The organism is Amycolatopsis sp. NPDC043889, assembly GCF_056435645.1.
Genome location: NZ_JBWKEC010000048.1, coordinates 13,798 through 31,719, shown reverse-complemented (window position 1 = coordinate 31,719; position 17,922 = coordinate 13,798). Strand labels below are relative to the sequence as shown.

General features: G+C 68.5%; 15 protein-coding genes and 1 pseudogene. 8 read left to right on the top strand and 8 right to left on the bottom strand.

Annotated features, from left to right (window positions below; translation table 11 throughout):
- The first annotated feature begins 2 nt into the window (after positions 1-2).
- The 7 genes and pseudogenes from AC0685_RS41285 to AC0685_RS41255 all read left to right on the top strand — a co-directional run bounded on the left by AC0685_RS41285 (position 3) and on the right by AC0685_RS41255 (position 7,110).
- Positions 3-1,640, top strand: a complete 1,638-nt coding sequence (locus AC0685_RS41285; RefSeq protein ID WP_478230483.1) for an AMP-binding protein — start codon at positions 3-5, stop codon at positions 1,638-1,640.
- On the top strand, positions 1,618-2,775 hold the full coding sequence (locus AC0685_RS41280) for an acyl-CoA dehydrogenase family protein (RefSeq protein ID WP_478230482.1): 1,158 nt from the start codon (positions 1,618-1,620) through the stop codon (positions 2,773-2,775). Before AC0685_RS41285 ends, AC0685_RS41280 begins: the two co-directional genes overlap by 23 nt.
- Positions 2,772-2,963: a ferredoxin gene (locus tag AC0685_RS41275; RefSeq protein ID WP_478230481.1), complete on the top strand. Its 192-nt coding sequence runs from the start codon at positions 2,772-2,774 to the stop codon at positions 2,961-2,963. Before AC0685_RS41280 ends, AC0685_RS41275 begins: the two co-directional genes overlap by 4 nt.
- A gap of 1 nt (position 2,964) precedes the next feature.
- Positions 2,965-4,164 carry an NAD(P)/FAD-dependent oxidoreductase gene (locus tag AC0685_RS41270; RefSeq protein WP_478230480.1) on the top strand — a complete coding sequence of 400 codons (1,200 nt, stop codon included), beginning with the start codon at positions 2,965-2,967 and terminating at the stop codon, positions 4,162-4,164.
- 59 nt (positions 4,165-4,223) lie between these two features.
- Positions 4,224-5,453, top strand: a complete 1,230-nt coding sequence (locus AC0685_RS41265; RefSeq protein WP_478230479.1) for a cytochrome P450 — start codon at positions 4,224-4,226, stop codon at positions 5,451-5,453.
- Between the two features lie 21 nt (positions 5,454-5,474).
- Positions 5,475-6,234 (top strand): annotated as a pseudogene (locus tag AC0685_RS41260) (SDR family NAD(P)-dependent oxidoreductase).
- A gap of 63 nt (positions 6,235-6,297) precedes the next feature.
- On the top strand, positions 6,298-7,110 hold the full coding sequence (locus AC0685_RS41255; RefSeq protein ID WP_478230478.1) for an enoyl-CoA hydratase/isomerase family protein: 813 nt from the start codon (positions 6,298-6,300) through the stop codon (positions 7,108-7,110).
- A gap of 271 nt (positions 7,111-7,381) precedes the next feature.
- Here the strand turns inward: AC0685_RS41255 and AC0685_RS41250 are convergent, their stop codons facing one another.
- Positions 7,382-8,743, bottom strand: coding sequence for an NAD(P)/FAD-dependent oxidoreductase (locus AC0685_RS41250; RefSeq protein WP_478230477.1), 1,362 nt, complete (start codon positions 8,741-8,743; stop codon positions 7,382-7,384).
- Positions 8,744-8,746: 3 nt separating this feature from the next.
- A complete protein-coding gene (locus AC0685_RS41245; protein WP_478230476.1) occupies positions 8,747-9,442 on the bottom strand; it encodes a transporter in 696 nt (231 codons plus the stop codon).
- A 213-nt stretch (positions 9,443-9,655) separates the two neighbouring features.
- Here AC0685_RS41245 and AC0685_RS41240 point away from each other — a divergent pair, with 213 nt between their 5' ends.
- On the top strand, positions 9,656-10,273 hold the full coding sequence (locus tag AC0685_RS41240; protein ID WP_478230475.1) for a TetR/AcrR family transcriptional regulator: 618 nt from the start codon (positions 9,656-9,658) through the stop codon (positions 10,271-10,273).
- On the opposite strand, the gene AC0685_RS41235 is transcribed toward AC0685_RS41240, so the two are convergent.
- The 6 genes from AC0685_RS41235 to AC0685_RS41210 are packed head-to-tail and all read right to left on the bottom strand — an operon-like array spanning position 10,262 to position 17,896.
- Entirely contained in the window at positions 10,262-11,716 is a 1,455-nt protein-coding gene (locus tag AC0685_RS41235) for an aldehyde dehydrogenase family protein (protein WP_478230474.1), read from the bottom strand. The genes AC0685_RS41240 and AC0685_RS41235 overlap by 12 nt on opposite strands.
- 20 nt (positions 11,717-11,736) lie before the next feature.
- Positions 11,737-12,834 carry a Zn-dependent alcohol dehydrogenase gene (locus tag AC0685_RS41230; protein WP_478230473.1) on the bottom strand — a complete coding sequence of 366 codons (1,098 nt, stop codon included), beginning with the start codon at positions 12,832-12,834 and terminating at the stop codon, positions 11,737-11,739.
- A complete protein-coding gene (locus AC0685_RS41225) occupies positions 12,831-15,173 on the bottom strand; it encodes an AMP-binding protein (RefSeq protein ID WP_478230472.1) in 2,343 nt (780 codons plus the stop codon). The genes AC0685_RS41230 and AC0685_RS41225 overlap by 4 nt, the downstream gene beginning before the upstream one ends.
- Entirely contained in the window at positions 15,170-15,931 is a 762-nt protein-coding gene (locus tag AC0685_RS41220) for a gamma-glutamyl-gamma-aminobutyrate hydrolase family protein (RefSeq protein WP_478230471.1), read from the bottom strand. Before AC0685_RS41220 ends, AC0685_RS41225 begins: the two co-directional genes overlap by 4 nt.
- Positions 15,928-17,259, bottom strand: coding sequence for a glutamine synthetase family protein (locus AC0685_RS41215; protein WP_478230470.1), 1,332 nt, complete (start codon positions 17,257-17,259; stop codon positions 15,928-15,930). Before AC0685_RS41215 ends, AC0685_RS41220 begins: the two co-directional genes overlap by 4 nt.
- Complete coding sequence (locus AC0685_RS41210) at positions 17,252-17,896, bottom strand: hypothetical protein (protein ID WP_478230469.1); 645 nt, start codon at positions 17,894-17,896, stop codon at positions 17,252-17,254. Before AC0685_RS41210 ends, AC0685_RS41215 begins: the two co-directional genes overlap by 8 nt.
- Positions 17,897-17,922: the final 26 nt, after the last annotated feature.

Below are 17,922 nucleotides of genomic sequence, written 5' to 3'. Positions count from 1 at the left end.
CGATGCCCGAACTGGACTTGGCGTCCCTGCACGAAGCCATCGCCGCCGAACTCGGCGACGAACCCTGTGTGATCGCCGGGCGAGTGGTGTCCTGGCGCGAGATGACCGACCGCACCCGCAGACTCGCCGCGGTCCTGCGCGACCACGGCCTCGGCCGCCGCGCCGACCACGTCGAGCCATGGGAGACCGGGCAGGACCACCTCGGAGTGTTGCTGCACAACGGATCCGAGTACCTCGAAGGGCTGCTCGGCGCGCACAAGGCGTCCGTGGCGCCCTTCAACATCAACTACCGCTACACCCACGAGGAACTGGCGCATCTGCTGCGCGACGCGCACCCGAGCACACTGCTGTACGGGGCCCGCTTCGCCCCCGCGCTCGCGGAGGTACTTCCCCGGCTCGACCACTCGCCGCTTCTGCTGCAAGTCGACGACGGAACACCCGGGCCGCTGCTGCGGGGCGCGCTCGACTACGAGACCGCGCTCGCCGGGGCCGACCCGGCCGACGGAGCGCCGAAAGCGAGCCCTGCCGACGCTCACCTGCTCTACACCGGCGGCACCACCGGGATGCCCAAAGGTGTCATCTGGCGGGTCGGCGACCTGGTCGCCGGGCCGCTGGGCGTGCGCGACCGCGACGGCTCCGCCATCACCGACGTCGAACACGCCGTCCGCCGCGCTCTCGCGATCCGCGGCCGCGTCCTGCCCGCTCCCCCGCTGATGCACGGCGCCGGCGCCGGTATCGCGCTCGGCGGATGGCTCGGCGGCGCCACCGTGGTGATCCAGCCCCATCCCGAGCGCTTCGACGCGGCCACGCTGCTCGAGACCTGCGAGCACCGGCGAGTCACGTCGTTGGCCATCGTCGGGGACGCTTTCGGCGCTCCGCTGGTGGCCGAGCTCGAACAGCGACCACGGCCGTTGCCGGACCTGCGGCTGCTCGTCAACAGCGGAGCGGCCCTGCGCGACGAACTCAAGACCAGGCTGAAGGAACTGCTGCCACAGCTACGGATCACGGACATGCTCGGCTCCTCCGAAACGGGACTGCACGCCAAACGCGGCTCCGGCAACCGGTTCGCGGGCAAGGGCAACGCCGTCGTGCTCGCCGACGACCGCACCCGCGTCCTCGCCCCCGGCGATGACGAGATCGGCTGGCTGGCTCAGGGCGGCCACATTCCCCGCGGCTACCTCGGCGACCAAAGCAAGACCGCCGCCACCTTCGTCACCGTGGACGGGACGCGGTACTCGGTGCCGGGTGACCGAGCGCGACTGCTCGCCGACGGCGGCATCGAGTTCTTCGGCCGCGAGGCCACCACCATCAACACCGGTGGCGAGAAGGTCTTCGCCGAGGAAGTCGAACAGGTGCTCCGGGCCTTGCCGGGCGTCGCGGACGCCCTGGTCGTGGGACGCGCCAGCGAGCGCTGGGGTCAGGAAGTCGTCGCGCTCTACCACTCCGCCACCGAAGTTCCACCGACCGCGGACGAGCTTGCCGCGGGCTGCCGGGAACGGCTCGCGGGCTACAAGGTCCCGAAGGACTTCATCCGGACCGACAAGGTCCACCGGCACGACAACGGCAAGGCCGACTACGCGTGGGCCCGCGACGCCGCAGAGACGAGAAAGGACGGCCATGGATCCGTGGACCACTCCTGAGCGCATCAGCTTGCGCAAGATGGTCGCCGACTTCACCGAAAGGGAGATCGTCCCCCACCTCCCGCAATGGGAAGAGGACGGCGAAGTCCCGCGCCGGCTGCACGAACAGGCCGCCGAACTCGGCCTCCTGGAACTCGGCTTCCCCGAAGCCGCCGGCGGGGCGGGCGAATTCCTCGACGTCCTGGTCGTCACCGAGGAGATCCTCCTGCGCGGCGGCAGTTCCGGGCTGCTCGGCGCCTTGATGACGCACAACATCGGTGCCCCGCACATCGCCGCCGCCGGCGACCCGGACCAGATCGACCGGTTCGTCCGCCCGGCGCTGGCGGGCCGGAAGATCTGCGGGCTCGGCGTCACCGAACCCGGGATGGGCTCCGACGTCGCGGCACTGTCGACCCGGGCGGTGCGCGACGGCGATCACTACATCGTCAACGGCGCCAAGACCTACATCACCTCCGGTACCCGCGCCGACTTCATCACCACCGCCGTCCGCACCGGAGACGCCGGGCACCGCGGTGTGTCGCTGCTGATCGTCGAGACGTCCACGCCCGGGTTCACCGTGACCCGCAAACTCGACAAGATGGGCTGCCGCTGCTCCGACACCGCCGAACTGAGCTACGTCGACGTGCGTGTGCCGGTCGCCAACCTCGTCGGCGGGGAAGGCACCGGGTTCCGGCAGATCATGCAGCGCTTCGACAGTGAACGCCTGATCATGGCGGTGCAGGCCTGCGCCACCGCGGCCCGCTGCCTCGAACTGTCCCTCGACTGGGCCAGGCAGCGCGTCACCTTCGGGCTGCCGCTCGCGCAGCGGCAGGTGATCCGTCACAAACTCGCCGAAATGGCCCGCCAGACCACCGCGGCACGCACTTTCGTCCACGACGTCGCACGCCGGTACAACGACGGCGAACAGGTGAGCGTCGCCATCGCGATGGCGAAGAACACCGCCGTGTACGCGTGTGATCACGTCGTCAACGAAGCGCTGCAGATCTTCGGTGGCATGGGCTACATGCGGGAGTCCGAAGTGGAGCGTCACTACCGGGACGCCCGCCTGCTCGGCATCGGCGGCGGCGCGAACGAGGTCATGAACGAGATCATCGCCAAGAACCTGAATCTCGACACCGTGGGGAGCGCGCGATGAAGATCGTGCTGGACAGGGGCCGCTGCACCGGCCTGGGAATCTGCGAATCGCTGGCACCGGACCATTTCGAGATCGACGACAACGGTGATCTCGTCCTGCTCGACGAGGTCGTCGAAGGGGACGCGCTCGCGGAGGTCGAGGCGGCGGTGTCGGGTTGTCCCACCGAGGCGTTGCGGCTGGAGCCCTGAAGTGGGCGGCCTTGTCGTCGTCGGCGCGTCACTGGCCGGGCTGCGCGCGGTCGAGGCCGCCCGCAAGACCGGCTTCAACGGACCGATCACCCTCATCGGCGCCGAGGAGCACCTGCCCTACGACCGGCCCCCGCTGTCGAAAGCCTTCCTGGCAAAGGAAGAAACCGCGCCGCCGATGTTCCGCGACGAGCAGGTGCTGCGCGACGAGCTCGGCGTGCGGCTGGTCCTCGGCCGGTCGGCGTCCGGTGTGGACACTCAGGACAAGACGGTCGGCGTCGGTGACGAGGAGTACGGGTACGACGCGCTGGTGATCGCGACGGGTGCCCGCGCCCGCACCGTCCCCGGCTGGGACGCGCTGCGCGGCGTGTACACCCTGCGCACCCTCGACGACGCGATCGCCGTACGCGCGGCCCTCACTCCCGGCACGAACCTGGTCGTGGTCGGGGCCGGCTTCATCGGCTCCGAGGTCGCCTCCAGCGCGCGGGATCGCGGGCTCACGGTGACCATCGTGGAAGCCCAGCCCACTCCCCTGGTCCGGGCCGTCGGCGCGCAGATGGGTGCGGCATGCTCGTCACTGCACGCCCGCAACGGCACCGAGCTGCGTTGCGGCGTTGGTGTGGCAGCGATCGAAGGCGACGGCGCGGTGGAGCGGGTCCGGCTCTCCGACGGCACAGTGCTCGAGGCGGACATGGTCGTCGTCGGAGTGGGCGCGTCCCCAGCCACCCAGTGGCTGACCGGTTCCGGCCTGACGCTGGACGACGGCGTGGTCTGCGACGAGACACTCCACACCGGAGCTCCCGGCGTCTACGCCGCGGGCGACGTGGCCCGCTGGCACAACCCGGCGTTCTCCCGGCACATGCGGCTGGAGCACTGGACCAGTGCGGCCGAACAGGGCGCCCTGGCGGCGCGCAACGCACTCGACCCCGCCAACGCCCGGCCGTACGCGACCGTGCCGTACTTCTGGTCGGACTGGTACGGCAGCCGCTTCCAGTTCGTCGGCATCCCCGCGACCGACGAAATCCGTGTCGTCGACGGCGGCACCGACGGCACCGGGTTCACCGCGCTCTACCGCGAAGGCGACCGGCTCGCCGGGGCACTCACCCTGAACCGGCCGCGGGACATCATGAAATACCGCCGGCTCATCACCGGAGAAGCCTCCTGGGACGACGGCCTCGCCTTCGCGAAGACCCGCACCACTTGACTGACCGTCCGTACGGTCATACTCTCATCCTGCACGGCCACACGACTTGAGGAGGCGGCGTGATACTTCCCGACCTGGGCAATCCTGACACGTATCAGGACGGCTTCCCGCACGCCTTGTTCGCCCGGTTGCGCCGTGAGAGCCCGGTCGTGTGGTGCCCGGAACCGGCCGTCGACGGCTTCGACGGCGGGCCCGGCCTCTGGGCCGTCACCCGCCACGCCGACGTTGTGGCGGCCGGTAAACGCACCGATGTGTTCAGCTCCCACGAGGGTGGCACGTTCATCCGCGACAGCAGCCCTCGGGAGCTGCGCGACATGCGCCGCGCGATGCTCAACACCGACCCGCCGGAGCATTCGAAACTGCGCCGGATCGTCAGCAAGGCGTTCACCCCGCGCGTCGTGGCGGGGATGCAGGAGTCGATCACCCGCCACGCCCGCGACGTGGTGGACAAACTCGGTGACGGCGGCGAACTCGATTTCGTCGAAAACGTCTCGGCCGAGATGCCGCTGCTCGTGCTCGCGGACATCCTCGGTGTCCCGCCCGGCGACCGCCATCTGCTCTACGACTGGACCAACCGCATGGTCGGCTTCGGCGACCCGCAGGTCGGCGATCCCAGGTCGTATGTCTCGGCGTTCATCGAACTGTTCGCCTACGCCGCGGAGCTGACCAAGCGGAAGCGGTCGCACCCGACCGACGATGTCTGGAGCCTGGCGGTCAACGCCGAGGTCGATGGCGAGCGGCTGTCCGACGACGACCTCGACCGGTTCTTCCAGCTGCTGGTCATCGCCGGCAACGAGACGACCAGGAACCTGTTCAACGGCACCATCCTGACGCTGTCACAACATCCCGACCAATGGCGGCGGCTGCGGGCCGACCCCGGTCTGCTGCCGACCGCGATCGAGGAGATCCTGCGCTACTTCCCGCCGGTCACCCAGTTCCGGCGCACCGCGGTGCAGGACATCGAACTAGGCGGACAGCAGATCCGGGCGGGTGACAAGGTGGTGCTCTGCTACGCCTCGGCGAACCGGGACGAGGACGTCTTCACCGACCCCGACCGGTTCGACATCACCCGTACCGAGAACCCGCACGTGTCCTTCGGCGCCGGCCCGCACTTCTGCCTCGGCAACGCCGTGGCACGCCTCGAGGCGCGGGCGCTGCTGCCGATCCTGTTCGACCGGTTCCCTGCCATCGAGGTGATCGGCGAACCGGTGCGCGCGCGATCCAACTTCATCAACGGGATCAGCGAGCTTCCCGTCCGCTTGTCCACCGCAGTCGGCGCTCTCGCCTGAAGACCACAAAGGACATCCACAATGGACATCACAGGAACCGTCGCGATCGTCACCGGCGGCGCCTCCGGGCTGGGCCTGGCCACCGCACGCCGCATCGTGCAGGCGGGCGGGAACGTCGTCCTGCTCGACCTGTCCTCGTCTTCCGGTGAGCAGGCCGCGCAGGAACTGGGCGCCGCCGCACGGTTCGCACCCGCCGACGTGACCGACGAGGCCGCGGTCGCCGCCGCGCTGGACGTGGCCGAGCAGCTCGGCCCGCTGCGCGTGGCCGTCAACTGCGCGGGAATCGGCAACGCCTACAAGACCGTCGGCAAGGACGGCCCGTTCCCGCTGGCTCAGTTCCGCAAGGTCATCGAGGTCAACCTGATCGGCACGTTCAATCACCCGGCTCGCCGCCGAACGCATCCTCGCCCACGACGCGGTGGGCGAGGAACGTGGCGTGATCGTGTGCACCGCGTCGGTCGCCGCGTTCGACGGCCAGGTCGGCCAGGCCGCGTACTCCGCGTCCAAGGGCGGGATCGCGAGTATGACCCTGCCCATCGCCCGCGACCTCGCCGCCAAACAGGTCCGGATCATGACCGTCGCACCCGGGCTGTTCGACACTCCCCTGCTGGCCGGCCTGCCCGACGAGGCGAAAGCTTCACTGGGCGCACAGGTGCCGCATCCCGCGCGGCTCGGCGATCCCGACGAGTACGCCGCGCTTGTCGAGCACATCATCGCCAACCCCATGCTCAACGGCGAAACGATCCGGCTCGACGGAGCCATCCGCATGGCCCCGCGCTAGCGCCGTGTCCGCCCACCCGTCACGCCACCACACACCCGCTACGACACCCCCTGAGGTACATCCATGAGCCGCGAACCCGTGCGCCTCGACTGCGGGGACAGTGTCGCCCGCATCGGACTCGCTGTCCCCGAACGGAAGAACGCGATCGACCTGGAGCTCGCCACGGCGCTGGCGGAAGCTGTCCGCACCGTGGCCGCCATGCCCGATCTCGGCGCCACCGTGCTCTACGCCGAAGGTGACTCATTCTGCGTCGGCGGCGATCTCCGCACCTTCGCGGACACCACGACCCCGGGAGCCCTCGTCGGAAAAGTCGCCCACGCCGCCCACGCCGCCATTCGCGGCCTTCGTACGCTGAAGATGCCGGTCATCAGCGCCGTCCAAGGAGCGTGTGCAGGCGGCGGTCTCGGCATCGCGCTCGCCGCGGACATCGTCATCGCCGGAAGCGACGCCCGCTTCCGCACCGCCTACACCGCGGCAGGGCTCTCACCCGACGGCGGCGTCTCCTGGATCCTGACCAGAACCCTCGGACCCGCCCGAGCCGCCGACCTCATCCTCACCAACCGCCAACTCGACGCCGGCACGGCCGAGCGCTACGGCCTGGTCAGCCGCGTGACCGACAACCCCCTCGATGACGCCTGCAAGTTGGCCCACTCGCTGGCCCGTGGGCCACGGCAGGCGCTGGCCGCGTCCGCCCGCCTCGTCCGCGAAGCTCCGACTACGACACTGGAGCCGCATCTCGACAACGAAGCCCGTCAGATCGCCGCACTGGCCGATACCGCGGAAGGATCGGAAGGGATCACCGCGTTCCTCGAACACCGGCCGGCCGATTTCGGCAAAGCCAGAACGAGAACCCAAAGCAAGGCATCGAATGCCTGAGGCCGATCGACCGCCTCATGGCCCTGGCTGAGACGCCTCGCAACCCTCTTACGGAGGGCAGTTCCTCCAGCCTCCGCAAGAAGGGACCTGTCTGCTGCTTCCATCAACCCGCCCGCTCGTGGCCGAGCGAGTCGAGGTCGTCGTGGGCAGCCTGACTCCGATGTCCCGGGCCGATCGGTCGAGGTCAGTCTCTGGAAGGCGTCACACGCCGTGAAGGGTTTTAGCACGACCGCGTGCACGTCTCCCTGTGGAAGGGATTGCCGAGATGACCTTATGACGCGTTTCTCCGCAAGGTCCTCACCGATCCTCGTCGAGCGTTACGCCTGCTTCCATTCACGAAATCGTTGAAGCGGTCGACGGTCCAGATGGCGCGAAGCCCCAACGGACTCATCATCAGCGGGCGCGGGAACTTGGGCTTCTTTTGCCACAATCCCGCCAGGTCTTCGTGTCGCTCGCCGTCGACGATCAGGTCGGCGATGAGGGAGCCGACATAAGGGGCCTGAGCCAGACCGTGGCCGTTGCAGGCGATCGAGTAATAAACGCCGTCGTCGATCTGCCCGGCGACGGGCAGCCAGGACGACGTGATCGCGATCCATCCTCCCCACGCGCGATCGATCGCGACGTCGGAGAGCGCCGGGAACCGGGTCGCGAAGGCTTCGGCGAGTTCTTCGACGAGGGCCGGGTCCGGTTCCTTCGGCGGGAGTGGATATGTCCTGCCGCGTTCGAGCCGCCGGACGCCGAAGACGATGGTGTTCCGCGGTGTCAGGTGGTAGTTCTCCATGATGTTGTGCTGGGTGACGAGTCCGGAGCGGCTGCTCCACCCCAGCGCCGCCAACCGGGCGGGGTCGATGGGCTCGGTCTCCACCTCGATGACCCAGATGGGCACGGAAAGCCGCGGCGGCGTGATGTCCCACTCCCCCGCGTACGCGTTCGTCGCCAGCACCACCTTGTTCGCCCGCACTTCACCCCGAGGGGTGGCGATGACCATCTGGCCGCGGTCGCGCGTGACGTCGGTGACCTTCGTCTGCTCGAAGACTCGCGCGGAGGTGCGGAGCAGGACACGTCGCAGCCCCAAGGTGAATCGGCCGGGATTCATGATCCCGCCGACCTTTTCGCGCATACCGCCGAGAAATCCCTGGGGGATTCCGAGCTCGTCGCTCGTGCCCAGTTCCACGTCGGCGCCGACGCGCCGAAGGATCTTGGTCACCCGGCGCACGCGGCCCAGCTGGCCACGGGACGTCGCCGCGAAGACATTGCCTGTCCGTTCGTAGTCGCAGTCGATGTCGTGCTTCTCGATCAGGCCCTCGACGTGGTGCGCGGCACGCTCGGCAAGGCGGATCATGCCGGGCATTTTCTTGCGATAGAGGAGATTCAGCAGCTGAAGATCTCCGCCCGGAGCACCCGCCAGCTGCCCGGCGTTGCGGGAACTGGCGCCGTGCCCGCAGAATTCGGCCTCCAGCAGCACCACATCCTGCCCGCGTTCGGCCAGCCGCAGCGCCGTCGACATGCCGCCGAGGCCGCCGCCGACGACCGCGACGTCGCAGGCGAGGTCCTCGGCCAGGGAAGGCAGGACATCCTCAGGCGGATCGACCCAACCGCTGAAGGCGGTGTACTCGACGTTGTCGGTCTTCATCGCTCAGGCCCTCGCCACGCTCTGCTCGCGCGACGACGGCTCGACACCCGCCGCCACGTTGTGGTCGTGCAGGGCCCGATAGGCGAAGAAGCACACGAACATCTGGAATCCCCAGGTCGCCAGCGCCGCGGTGTAGAACAGCGTTCGGTGCGCGTCGTCGCCCGGGATCGGGAAGAAGTCATACGTGATCGCGATGACGGATCCCGCAAGGGTGACCAGCGCCGTGCCGAGAGCCTGCTTTTTGGCGCCGATGCACCAAAGCCGCCAAACAAAGTAGGCGAGGAAGATCGTCGTGAGCACGTTGACCACGACGTAGAACGTCGCCGGGCCGAGGTGCAGCTTGTCGGCGCGGAACTGCTGGAGGTACAGCCCGGCGACGGCGGCGAGCGCGAACACGCCGACGTCGACCGCGACAGAGGGCTTGTAGCGGTGCGTCACGCGCATCAGGCCCATGACGAGGATGAGGGTGATGCCGACGGAGCGCGAGAAGGCGTCGAAGAAGTACGCGATGCTGTACAGAAAGCTGTCCTCGTCTCCGCCCAGGAGCGCCCAGAGGAGGAAGTTCGAGCCCGACGTGGCGACGATCATCCACTCCAGGCCGAGCAGGTAGTTGCCGTAGCGCCGGATGAATTTCCAGCCGAAGAAGAAGCCGGCGAAGATCATCCAGAGATCGGCCAGCATGAAGAGCAGGTCCTTCATGTCCTTGATTCCTTCGAGTCGTGCCTTCGCCTCTGAGCTGAAGGCGGTTTTCGGGCCGGCGGCCGAAGCCCTGGGGACGCTGCGCGGATTTGTGATCCGGCCCATAGGGTACGCCGGACTTAGCCATACGATCAAGTCGCTTGACTAAGAACTTTCACTGCTAGGCTGGCGTTGACTTAATCAAGCGTCCAACTACGTGCACCGGAGGACTTCGTGCCACGGATCTCCGCCGCCCAACGGCGCAGCGACTTCATCAAGGCCGCGGTGGAGGTCATCGCGACCCACGGCATCGAAGGCGCGACGACCAGGCGGATCGCCGAGGAGGCCCAGGCGAACCTCGCGATGCTGCACTACTGCTACGACTCCAAAGAGGATCTCTTCGCCGATGTCTACGAGTTCGTGGCAGGCAGGTACCGCGACGCGCTCGAAGACAACGACTCCCCCAGCGACGTGCGGGAGACTGCTCGACGGCTCCTGCGCGGAGTCATGGAGTGCTATCTCGAGTCGGCCAGCTTCACCGCTGCGACGATGGAACTCATCAGTTGGGCACGGCGCCAGCACGGAGGCCGCGGTGTCGCGGTGTACGACAAGGCCCTCGAGACCGCACGCGCCAGGCTTCGCGACGCCGCCTCGGACCACCCGGTAGAACCGGAAGTCATCGACGAGATCGCTTTCGTCATCGCCGCCTTGGCCGACGGTTTCGCCGTGAATTGGTTGACCTACGGGGATCGGACCGCCGCGCTGGGGCAGATGGAGCTCACCACGTCGGTTCTCGACAGCTGGCTCGCGGCCCGGCTCGGCTCCACGCCCATGGCGCCCTCACAACGGTAGGTCGGGCGAATCGACACCGACGACCCTGTCGCCGCAGAAGACACGCACCGACTCCGCCGGACCGTGGCCGCCCATGCCTGCCGGGCCCCAGAAACTCTGAGCCGAGTCGTCACCGAGGTCGGCGATCTTGGCGCCGTTGACGCGCACCTCGCCGGACAGGATGCGGGAGCCGACGTCGATCGCGCGGTCGGTGTCGGCGCCGAACACGTAGGCATCGAGACCTGAGGGGTGGGCGTTGGCGATCCGCAACGCCTCTTCGTCGGAGTCCACGGCGTGTAGCGAAACGAGCGGACCGAACAGCTCGGCCGTGGCCTGGGCGGGGTCGGCACCGACGGCGATGGTCGGCGACAGGAAGTAGCCATCGAGCTCGGGCAGCCGAGCAGGCTGGTGGAGGGTCGCTCCGAGGTCGCGCAGCCCTTCGATCCTGCTCTTGAGGGTCTCGAAGTGCGGGGCGTTGGAGATCGGCCCGATCTGGGCGTCTTCGTCGAGAGAATGGCCGACGACGAGCTTGGCGGTCCGCTCGGTCAATGCTTCGAGAAGAGGGTCGACCAGGCTGTGGTGCGCGAGGATCTTGCCCGGTCCCTCACACCATTGACCGTTGAGCTTGGTCATGCCGTCGAGGATGCCGTCCGCGGTGACGTCGAGGTCTGCATCGTCGAGCACGAGTACCGGATTGTTCCCGCCGAGCTCCAGCTGCAAGACCTTGAAGTCCTCCGCTCCCGCCCGCGCGATGGCGCGCCCGGCGGCGGGCCCGCCGGTGAACGAGACGATCTTGACGCGGGGGTCGGTGGTCAGCCTGGCGCCGACGTCTCCGGCACCGTGCACGAGTTGCAGCGCGCCGCTGGGCAGGCCCGCCTCAATGAAGGACTCGACGATGATCTGCGCGCTGCCGGGCGCGTGCTCTGAGGGTTTGAGAATGACGGGACACCCTGCGGCTATCGCGCTCGCGATCTTGGCCGCGGGGATGAAACTGGGACCGTTCCACGGTGTGAGGATCGCGGCGGGCCCCCACGGCACCTTGTAGAGGCGGACGTCCCGGCCGCCTGCCGCCAGCGCGGTGACACGCGGGATGGTCACCAGATCCGCCGCCGATGCCCGGATCCTCGCGGGCAGGAAGGCCGCGACCTTGCGCGTGCCGCTGATCGGTGTGCCGCTGGTCAGCGAGTCCGTGCGGGCGATGTCTTCGGTGCGGCTCTCGACGATGTCGGCGACGCGCTCCAGCATCTCGGCGCGCTCGCGCCGGGCGTCCTCGTCCCAGCGGCCGACGTCGTATACGCGCTCCGCGTGCCGCAGCGCGCGTTCGACGTCGTCGGGTGCCGTCGTGACGGAGCGGTGGACGGGTTGGCGCGTGTTGGGGTCGACGTTCCACGCGTCGGGGATCGTCTCGGCTTCGCTCCAGGTGTCGGCGATGTAGTTCACCGGCCGGGGAATCTCGTTGCTCATCTTCACGTTTCCTTCGCCGGTCAGGATTGGAGATCGACGACGATGCGGGTCACGTCGCCGGATTTCATCGCCTCGAAGCCTTCGTTGATCTCGCCGAAGGGGATGACGCGCGTGACCATCTCGTCGAGCAGCAGGCGTCCCTGCTGGTACAGGCGGGCGAGCTGGAGGATGTCCTGCCGTGCCTGGCCCGAGCCCATGTAAGAGCCGATGAGTCGCTTCTCCTCGAAGAAGAAGTCCGATGCGGGGATGCTGAGCTCGGTGCCTCCGGGAGCGATCCCGACCAGGCACGCCGTCCCCGTCGGGCGCACGAGGGCCAACGCCCTCGCCGCGGTGCGAGCCGAGCCGACCGCTTCGAAGGCGTAGTCCACTCCGCCGCCCAGCTGGCGATGGAGTTCCGCGACCGGATCGCCGTCCCCGCCGTTGATGACGTGGGTGGCGCCGTAGCCGCGCGCGGCCTTGAGCCGGGCGTCGTCCAGGTCGATCGCGACGATGGCCGAGGCTCCGGCGAGCCTGGCGCCTTGGATGATGGCCGAGCCGACGCCGCCGCACCCGATGACCGCGACCGTGCTGCCCGGTCGCACGCGGGCGCCGCGGAAGACGGCGCCGACACCGGTGATCACGCAGCAGGCCAGGAGGCAGCCGACGTGGAGTGGAACGTCGTCGGGGAGCTTCACCAGCGAGTTCTCGCGCATGAGGACGTGCCGGGAGAACGCCCCGATGTCGCCGAGCCGCTCGATCGGCTCGCCGTCGGTGGTCTGGAACGCGGGCCGAGGACGTCGGCGGATCTCCTCCACCCGCCCGCACTGGGTCGACCGTCCCGCCTCACAGTTCGCGCAGCGGCCGCAGGAGGGCGTCAGCGCGCCGACGACGCGGTCGCCCGGTCGCAGCCCGGACACCTGGGAACCGACCGCCTCGACCACGCCCGCCACCTCGTGCCCGACGACGACCGGCAGGCCGGTCGGCACCGTTCCGGTCATGTAGTGCAGGTCGCTGTGGCACAGCCCCACGTTCGTGACCGCGACGCGCACCTCGTGCGGCTCCGGGTCGTCCACCCGGATGACGGTCAGTTCGAGCGGTTCGCCGACGGCTGTCAGCACCGCGGCCTCGGTGTCGATCATGTCGACGTCTCCTCTACGGATTCTTTGTCAGTGGACAAAAAGCGCTGGATGCCCGCGGTCAGAACCCCGCTCTCCCATGCCTGGGTCGCGGCGAGGTCTTCACGGGCGAAGGCCGCTTCGACGTCCTCTGCCGACGGGCGCAGGAGCGCAAGGTGCAGGGCCGTCGTGTTCCCCTCGGGTGTCCACTCGATGACGGTGTCGATGGCGCGGCCGATCAGGGCTCCGGGCTCGACGATCTCGTCGAGAAGGCCGATCCGCAGGGCTTCGTCGGCCCGGACACGCGGAGAGCCAAGCACCACGCGCATCGCGTGGTTCCCGACGAGCCGCCTCAGCAGCACGCTGGAGGCGTTCGAGATCGTGATGCCCCGGCCGTTTTCCGGTTGGTAGTACTCGGTTTGCGGGGTGCCGATGCGGGTGTCGCAGCACAGGGTGATCTCCGAGGCTCCCCCGACCGCGATTCCGTTGACGGCCGCGATCACGGGCACCCGTGTCTCCAGAATCGCCCTGGTGATGTCGTGGAAACTCGCGAACGCTTCCCGCATCCCGGCGTCCGTGGACGGAGCGCTCTGGAGGTCTTCGCCCGCGGAGAAGGCTCGGCCCTCACCGGTGAGCACGATCCCGCGCACGCTCTCGCCCGTACCGAATTCGCGAATGACGCTCGCCAGCCGGCGCCGGGTGGCGACGTCCAGGGCGTTGAGCTTCTCGGGGCGCCGGAGGGTCAGCACCGCGACGTCCCGGACGACTTCGACGCCGAGGAATCCCCGTCGCGCGCCGAGGTCGTAGATCACGCCGGGGTCGTCCGCGGCTCGGGCCTTGAGGGCCGGTTTGGCGATGCGTTCGGACGGAGTGCGGGGGAAGTCGGTGACGAACTCGAGGTAGCGCGGCACCTTGAAGCGCGCGAGTTCCTTGCCCGCCCGCTCGACGATCCGTTCGGCGGTCGCACGATCGGGCTGTACTCCCGCCGCCAGCTGGACGAAAGCCTTGACCTCCTCGCCGAGGGTCTCGTCGGGTTCGGCGACGACGGCGGCCGAGACCACCAGGTCGTCCCGCTCCAGTGCGGCTTCGACCTCGACGCTCGCGACGTTCTCGCCGCCGCGTCGCACCATGTCCTTGATCCGGCCGACCAGCCGGATTCCGTCGTCCGGGTGGCGGACGACGACATCGCCGGTGTGGAGCCAGCCGTCCCGCAGCACCCGGGCGGTGTCCTCAGGGCGGTTCCAGTAGCCGTTCATCATCGGCGTGCCCGCGATGATCAGCTCACCGGCCTCGCCGTCGGGCACCTCGGTGCCGTCGGGGTCGACGACGCGGACCTGTTTCGTCGGTACTGGCCGTCCCAGGCTCCCGCTTCCCACCGCGTCTGCGTCGGCGAAGGGGCTGAACAGGTCGATCCCGGACTCGGTCATCCCGTAGATCTCGCGCCACGGGGCGCCCCAGCGCTCTTCCAGCTGGGCGTGAAGACCGGCCGGGATGCCGGAGCAGAACACGAGCCGGAGGTCGTTGTCGCGGTCTTCGGCGGCGGGCGGTTGCTTGAACAGCAGCGTCGGCATGGACCCGAGGACGTAGAAGAAGGTCGCGCGGTGCCGTCGGACGTCGGCCATGAAGGTCGACGCCGAGAACCGGGGCAGTACGACCAGCGGGGCGCCGACCGTGAGTGCCAGCGCGGTGTTCCACTGTGGATCCATGTAGGAAAATGGTTGCGCCGTAAGAAGAACGTCTTCAGGTCCGAGTCCGGTCGCCGACGCGCAGATCCAGCCCAGCCGCACCCAGTAGTCGTGGGTGAGCATGCACGCCTTGGGGAAACCGGTCGTGCCCGACGTGTACTGCAGGTTCGCCAGCGTCCCGCCGTCGATCGGCGCCGCCGGAGGTGTCGCCGGAAACGGCTCCGCCCCGTCGTCGGCGACATCGACGACGCGGACGCCGGTGAGCTCGTCCTCATCGGCGATGACTCCGGCGATCAGCTCCACGCGATCGGCGTCGGTGAACACGACGCGCGCGCCCGAGTCCCGCAGGACGAAGGCGAGGTCGGCCCGCCGGTAGGAGCTGTTGATCGGGACGGCGACCGCGCCCGCCTTCAGCACGGCGAGCCACACCACGGGCCAGTGCACGACGTTCGGGAGCATGACCGCGACCCGGTCGCCAGGCTGGACACCGTCGACCTCGATCAGCCGATGGGCCAGCCTGGAGGTCCAGTCGTCGACCTCGGCGAAGCTCCAGGACCACTCGCCGAACCGCAGGAACTCCCGTTCCGGGGAGTCCCGCGCCCGATGCGCCAGCAACTCGGTCACCGTCGGGACGGCGGGATCGTCGCCCGCCTGTCCGGCTGTCACTTTCGCGGTCATGGCAAGCTCCTCTGCCTCTCCGCCGCGGCCTGCACGATCCACGTCATCGCCGGGTCCTCACTCTTCATCCACTCCGGATGCCACTGGACTCCGAGCACCGGTGCACCCGGCAGCTCGACCGACTCGATCACGCCGTCACTCGCCCGCCCGGTCACGACCAGACCGGTGCCGCAGCGGTCGACGGCCTGGTGGTGCCAGGAGTTGGTCATCGCGTGCTCGCCGAACAGGCCGGCGGCGATCGAGCCTTTTTCGAACGACACAAGGTGATCAGCGGTGCCATCGGAGGGCGCGGCCTCCGCCGACAGGTGACTCACCGGCCCCCGTGGGAGATCGGGGACGAGTGTCCCGCCGAGGGCGACGTTGAGCACCTGCATGCCGCGGCACACGCCCAGCACGGGAATCCCCCGCCCCAGAGCGGCCCGGGCGAGCGCGATCTCGTATTCATCCCGGGCCTCGTCGTGGGCCATCGGGTCCAGTCTCGGATCGACGTCACGGACCACTCCCGGGTCGCCACCCCAGAACGCCGGATGGACGTCCTGCCCGCCGGTGATCACGACTCCGGACAGCTGCTGGCAGATGCTCGTCACGTCGGTGTCGTAGGACAGGTGCACCGGAAGCCCGCCGGCCTCCGCGATCCGGCTCGCGAAGTCCGACATGTAGCTGTCGAGACAACGGTCGCCGTACCGTTCGTCGGCTCCCTTGATCAGCTCCAGCCGGAACCGCCTGCCGGTGATGCCGATCAGCGGACGCGCGCTCACGGGAACTCGAAGTAGCGGGTGGACTCCCACTGGGAGAGTTCGGCAAACGGATCGCCGCCTTTGGTGTGGAACTCCATCCACTCCCATCGCCGCGACGCGACCCAGAAGTCCACGAACTCGTCGCCGAGGTACTCACGCAGCAGAGGATCGGCGTGCAGGGCCGCACCGGCCTTCGAGATGGTGTCCGGGATCCGGGTCACTCCGTGGCCTTCGGGCAGGCACCACGCCATGTCCGTGACCTGCTCCGGCGGAACGATCTCCCGCTCGATGCCTGCCAGCACTCCGGCCAACACCCCGGCCAGTGCCAGGTATGGATTGACGTCGGCGCCGGGAAGCCGGTACTCGAGGCGCGAGTACTTGGGGTGCCCGATGATGGCGCGCACCGCGGCCGTCTTGTTGTTGACGCCCCAGCTCACGGTGGTGGGCGGTCCGGTGAAGTCCACCAGCCGCCGGTAGGAGGTGATCTGCGGCAACGCGAGCGAAGTGTTGCCCTCCATCGTGGCCAGCAGTCCCCCGACCGCGTGCCGCATCAACGGGGACGGGCCGTCTTCGGCGAAGAACCGGTTCACTCCGTCGCTCTGGAGCGAAAGGTTGATGTGGGCGCCTTGTCCGTAGCCCGCCGTCGGCTTGGCCATGAAGGTGACGGTGCGGCCTTGGTCGAACGCGACCTCACGCATGATCTGCCGGGTCCGTGCCCAGGAGTCGGCCAGCGTGATCGGATCCGTCGGCGCCAGATTCAGCTCCGTCTGCCCAGCGGCGGCCTCGTCGGTCCACGCCTCCCAAGCGATACCGACGCCATCGAGGCGGTCGACGACCGCTTCCATGTAGTCGATCCAGTCCTTGGACCTCGCCAAGTGGTACGTCGCTCCCGTGCCACCGCCCAACGGCGTCAGATCCCGGTACCCGAGTTTTCGCGCCTCTTGAACGGATTCCTCGAACAGGGTCGCTTCGATCTCCACGGCGATCGTCGCGGTGTACCCGAGAACCGCCAGCCGGGCCACCAGTTTCCGCACGAGATTCCGCGGGCAGATCGGCACCGGTGTGCCGTCCTTCAGCCAGTAGTCGCCGATGACCGCGTCCAGGCCCGGCTTCCACGCGACGAGGGTCGACAGGTCGGGGACCATCTGGATGTCGTAGAGATTGCCGCGCCAGTCCGGGAAAGCGTCACCGAGGACGATCTCGTTGCCCAGGTCGATCGCGAACAGGATGTCGGCGAAGGCGAAGCCGGATTCCTTGCCCGAGGCGAACTTCGTCATCGACACGTTCTTGCCCAGAAAGCTTCCGTCGTGATTCGTCGCCTCGAGGCGCACGGCGCGTGTATCAGACATCGAAACGAACCCTCCAGGACGCGGCCGTCATGACCGACATCTGCGCCAACGTGCCCTTGACCCGCAGACCGGCTCCCAAGGACGCGACGAAATCGTCCGCGCCGCTGAAGACACCGGCGAGAACGTCGGGCGGTCCCGCCATCAGGTACTCGGTCGCCCCGTCGCCGAACCGACATCGCTCCGGGCCGTCGACGATCAAAACGTCGGGAATACCTGGGATTTCCCTTGTCACCGCCCAGAAATGCCGGGCGGCCTCGCGCCAGTGCGGTAGCGGCGGCTTCAATGCGCGCAAGATGCTGGTGGCCAGGACGACATCACCGGCGGGCTCCCGCACAGAAGCGAAGCGCGCCCGCAGATCGACGACGACCGTCGCGTCCGGCTCGATCACGACTCCGCCGGTCACCGTAATCGCTTTGCCGCCGAAGGAAATCGTCGCGGCCTGCGGGGTGTCGTGGGAGCGGACCGCCACGGTGCCGCCGGACCGGCCCAGTACCTCCCGCGCGTGACCGATCCGCGCTGAGTCACGCAAGGTGCGCCCGATCAGCCGGACGACCGGACTCGCGTCGTCTTCGATCGTGATGGGGAAAGTCGAGCCCTCCCTCACGGGCGCCTCGGGGAACGTCATGATCTCGGCCATCAGTCGGCCCTTTCGATCTTGGCGAG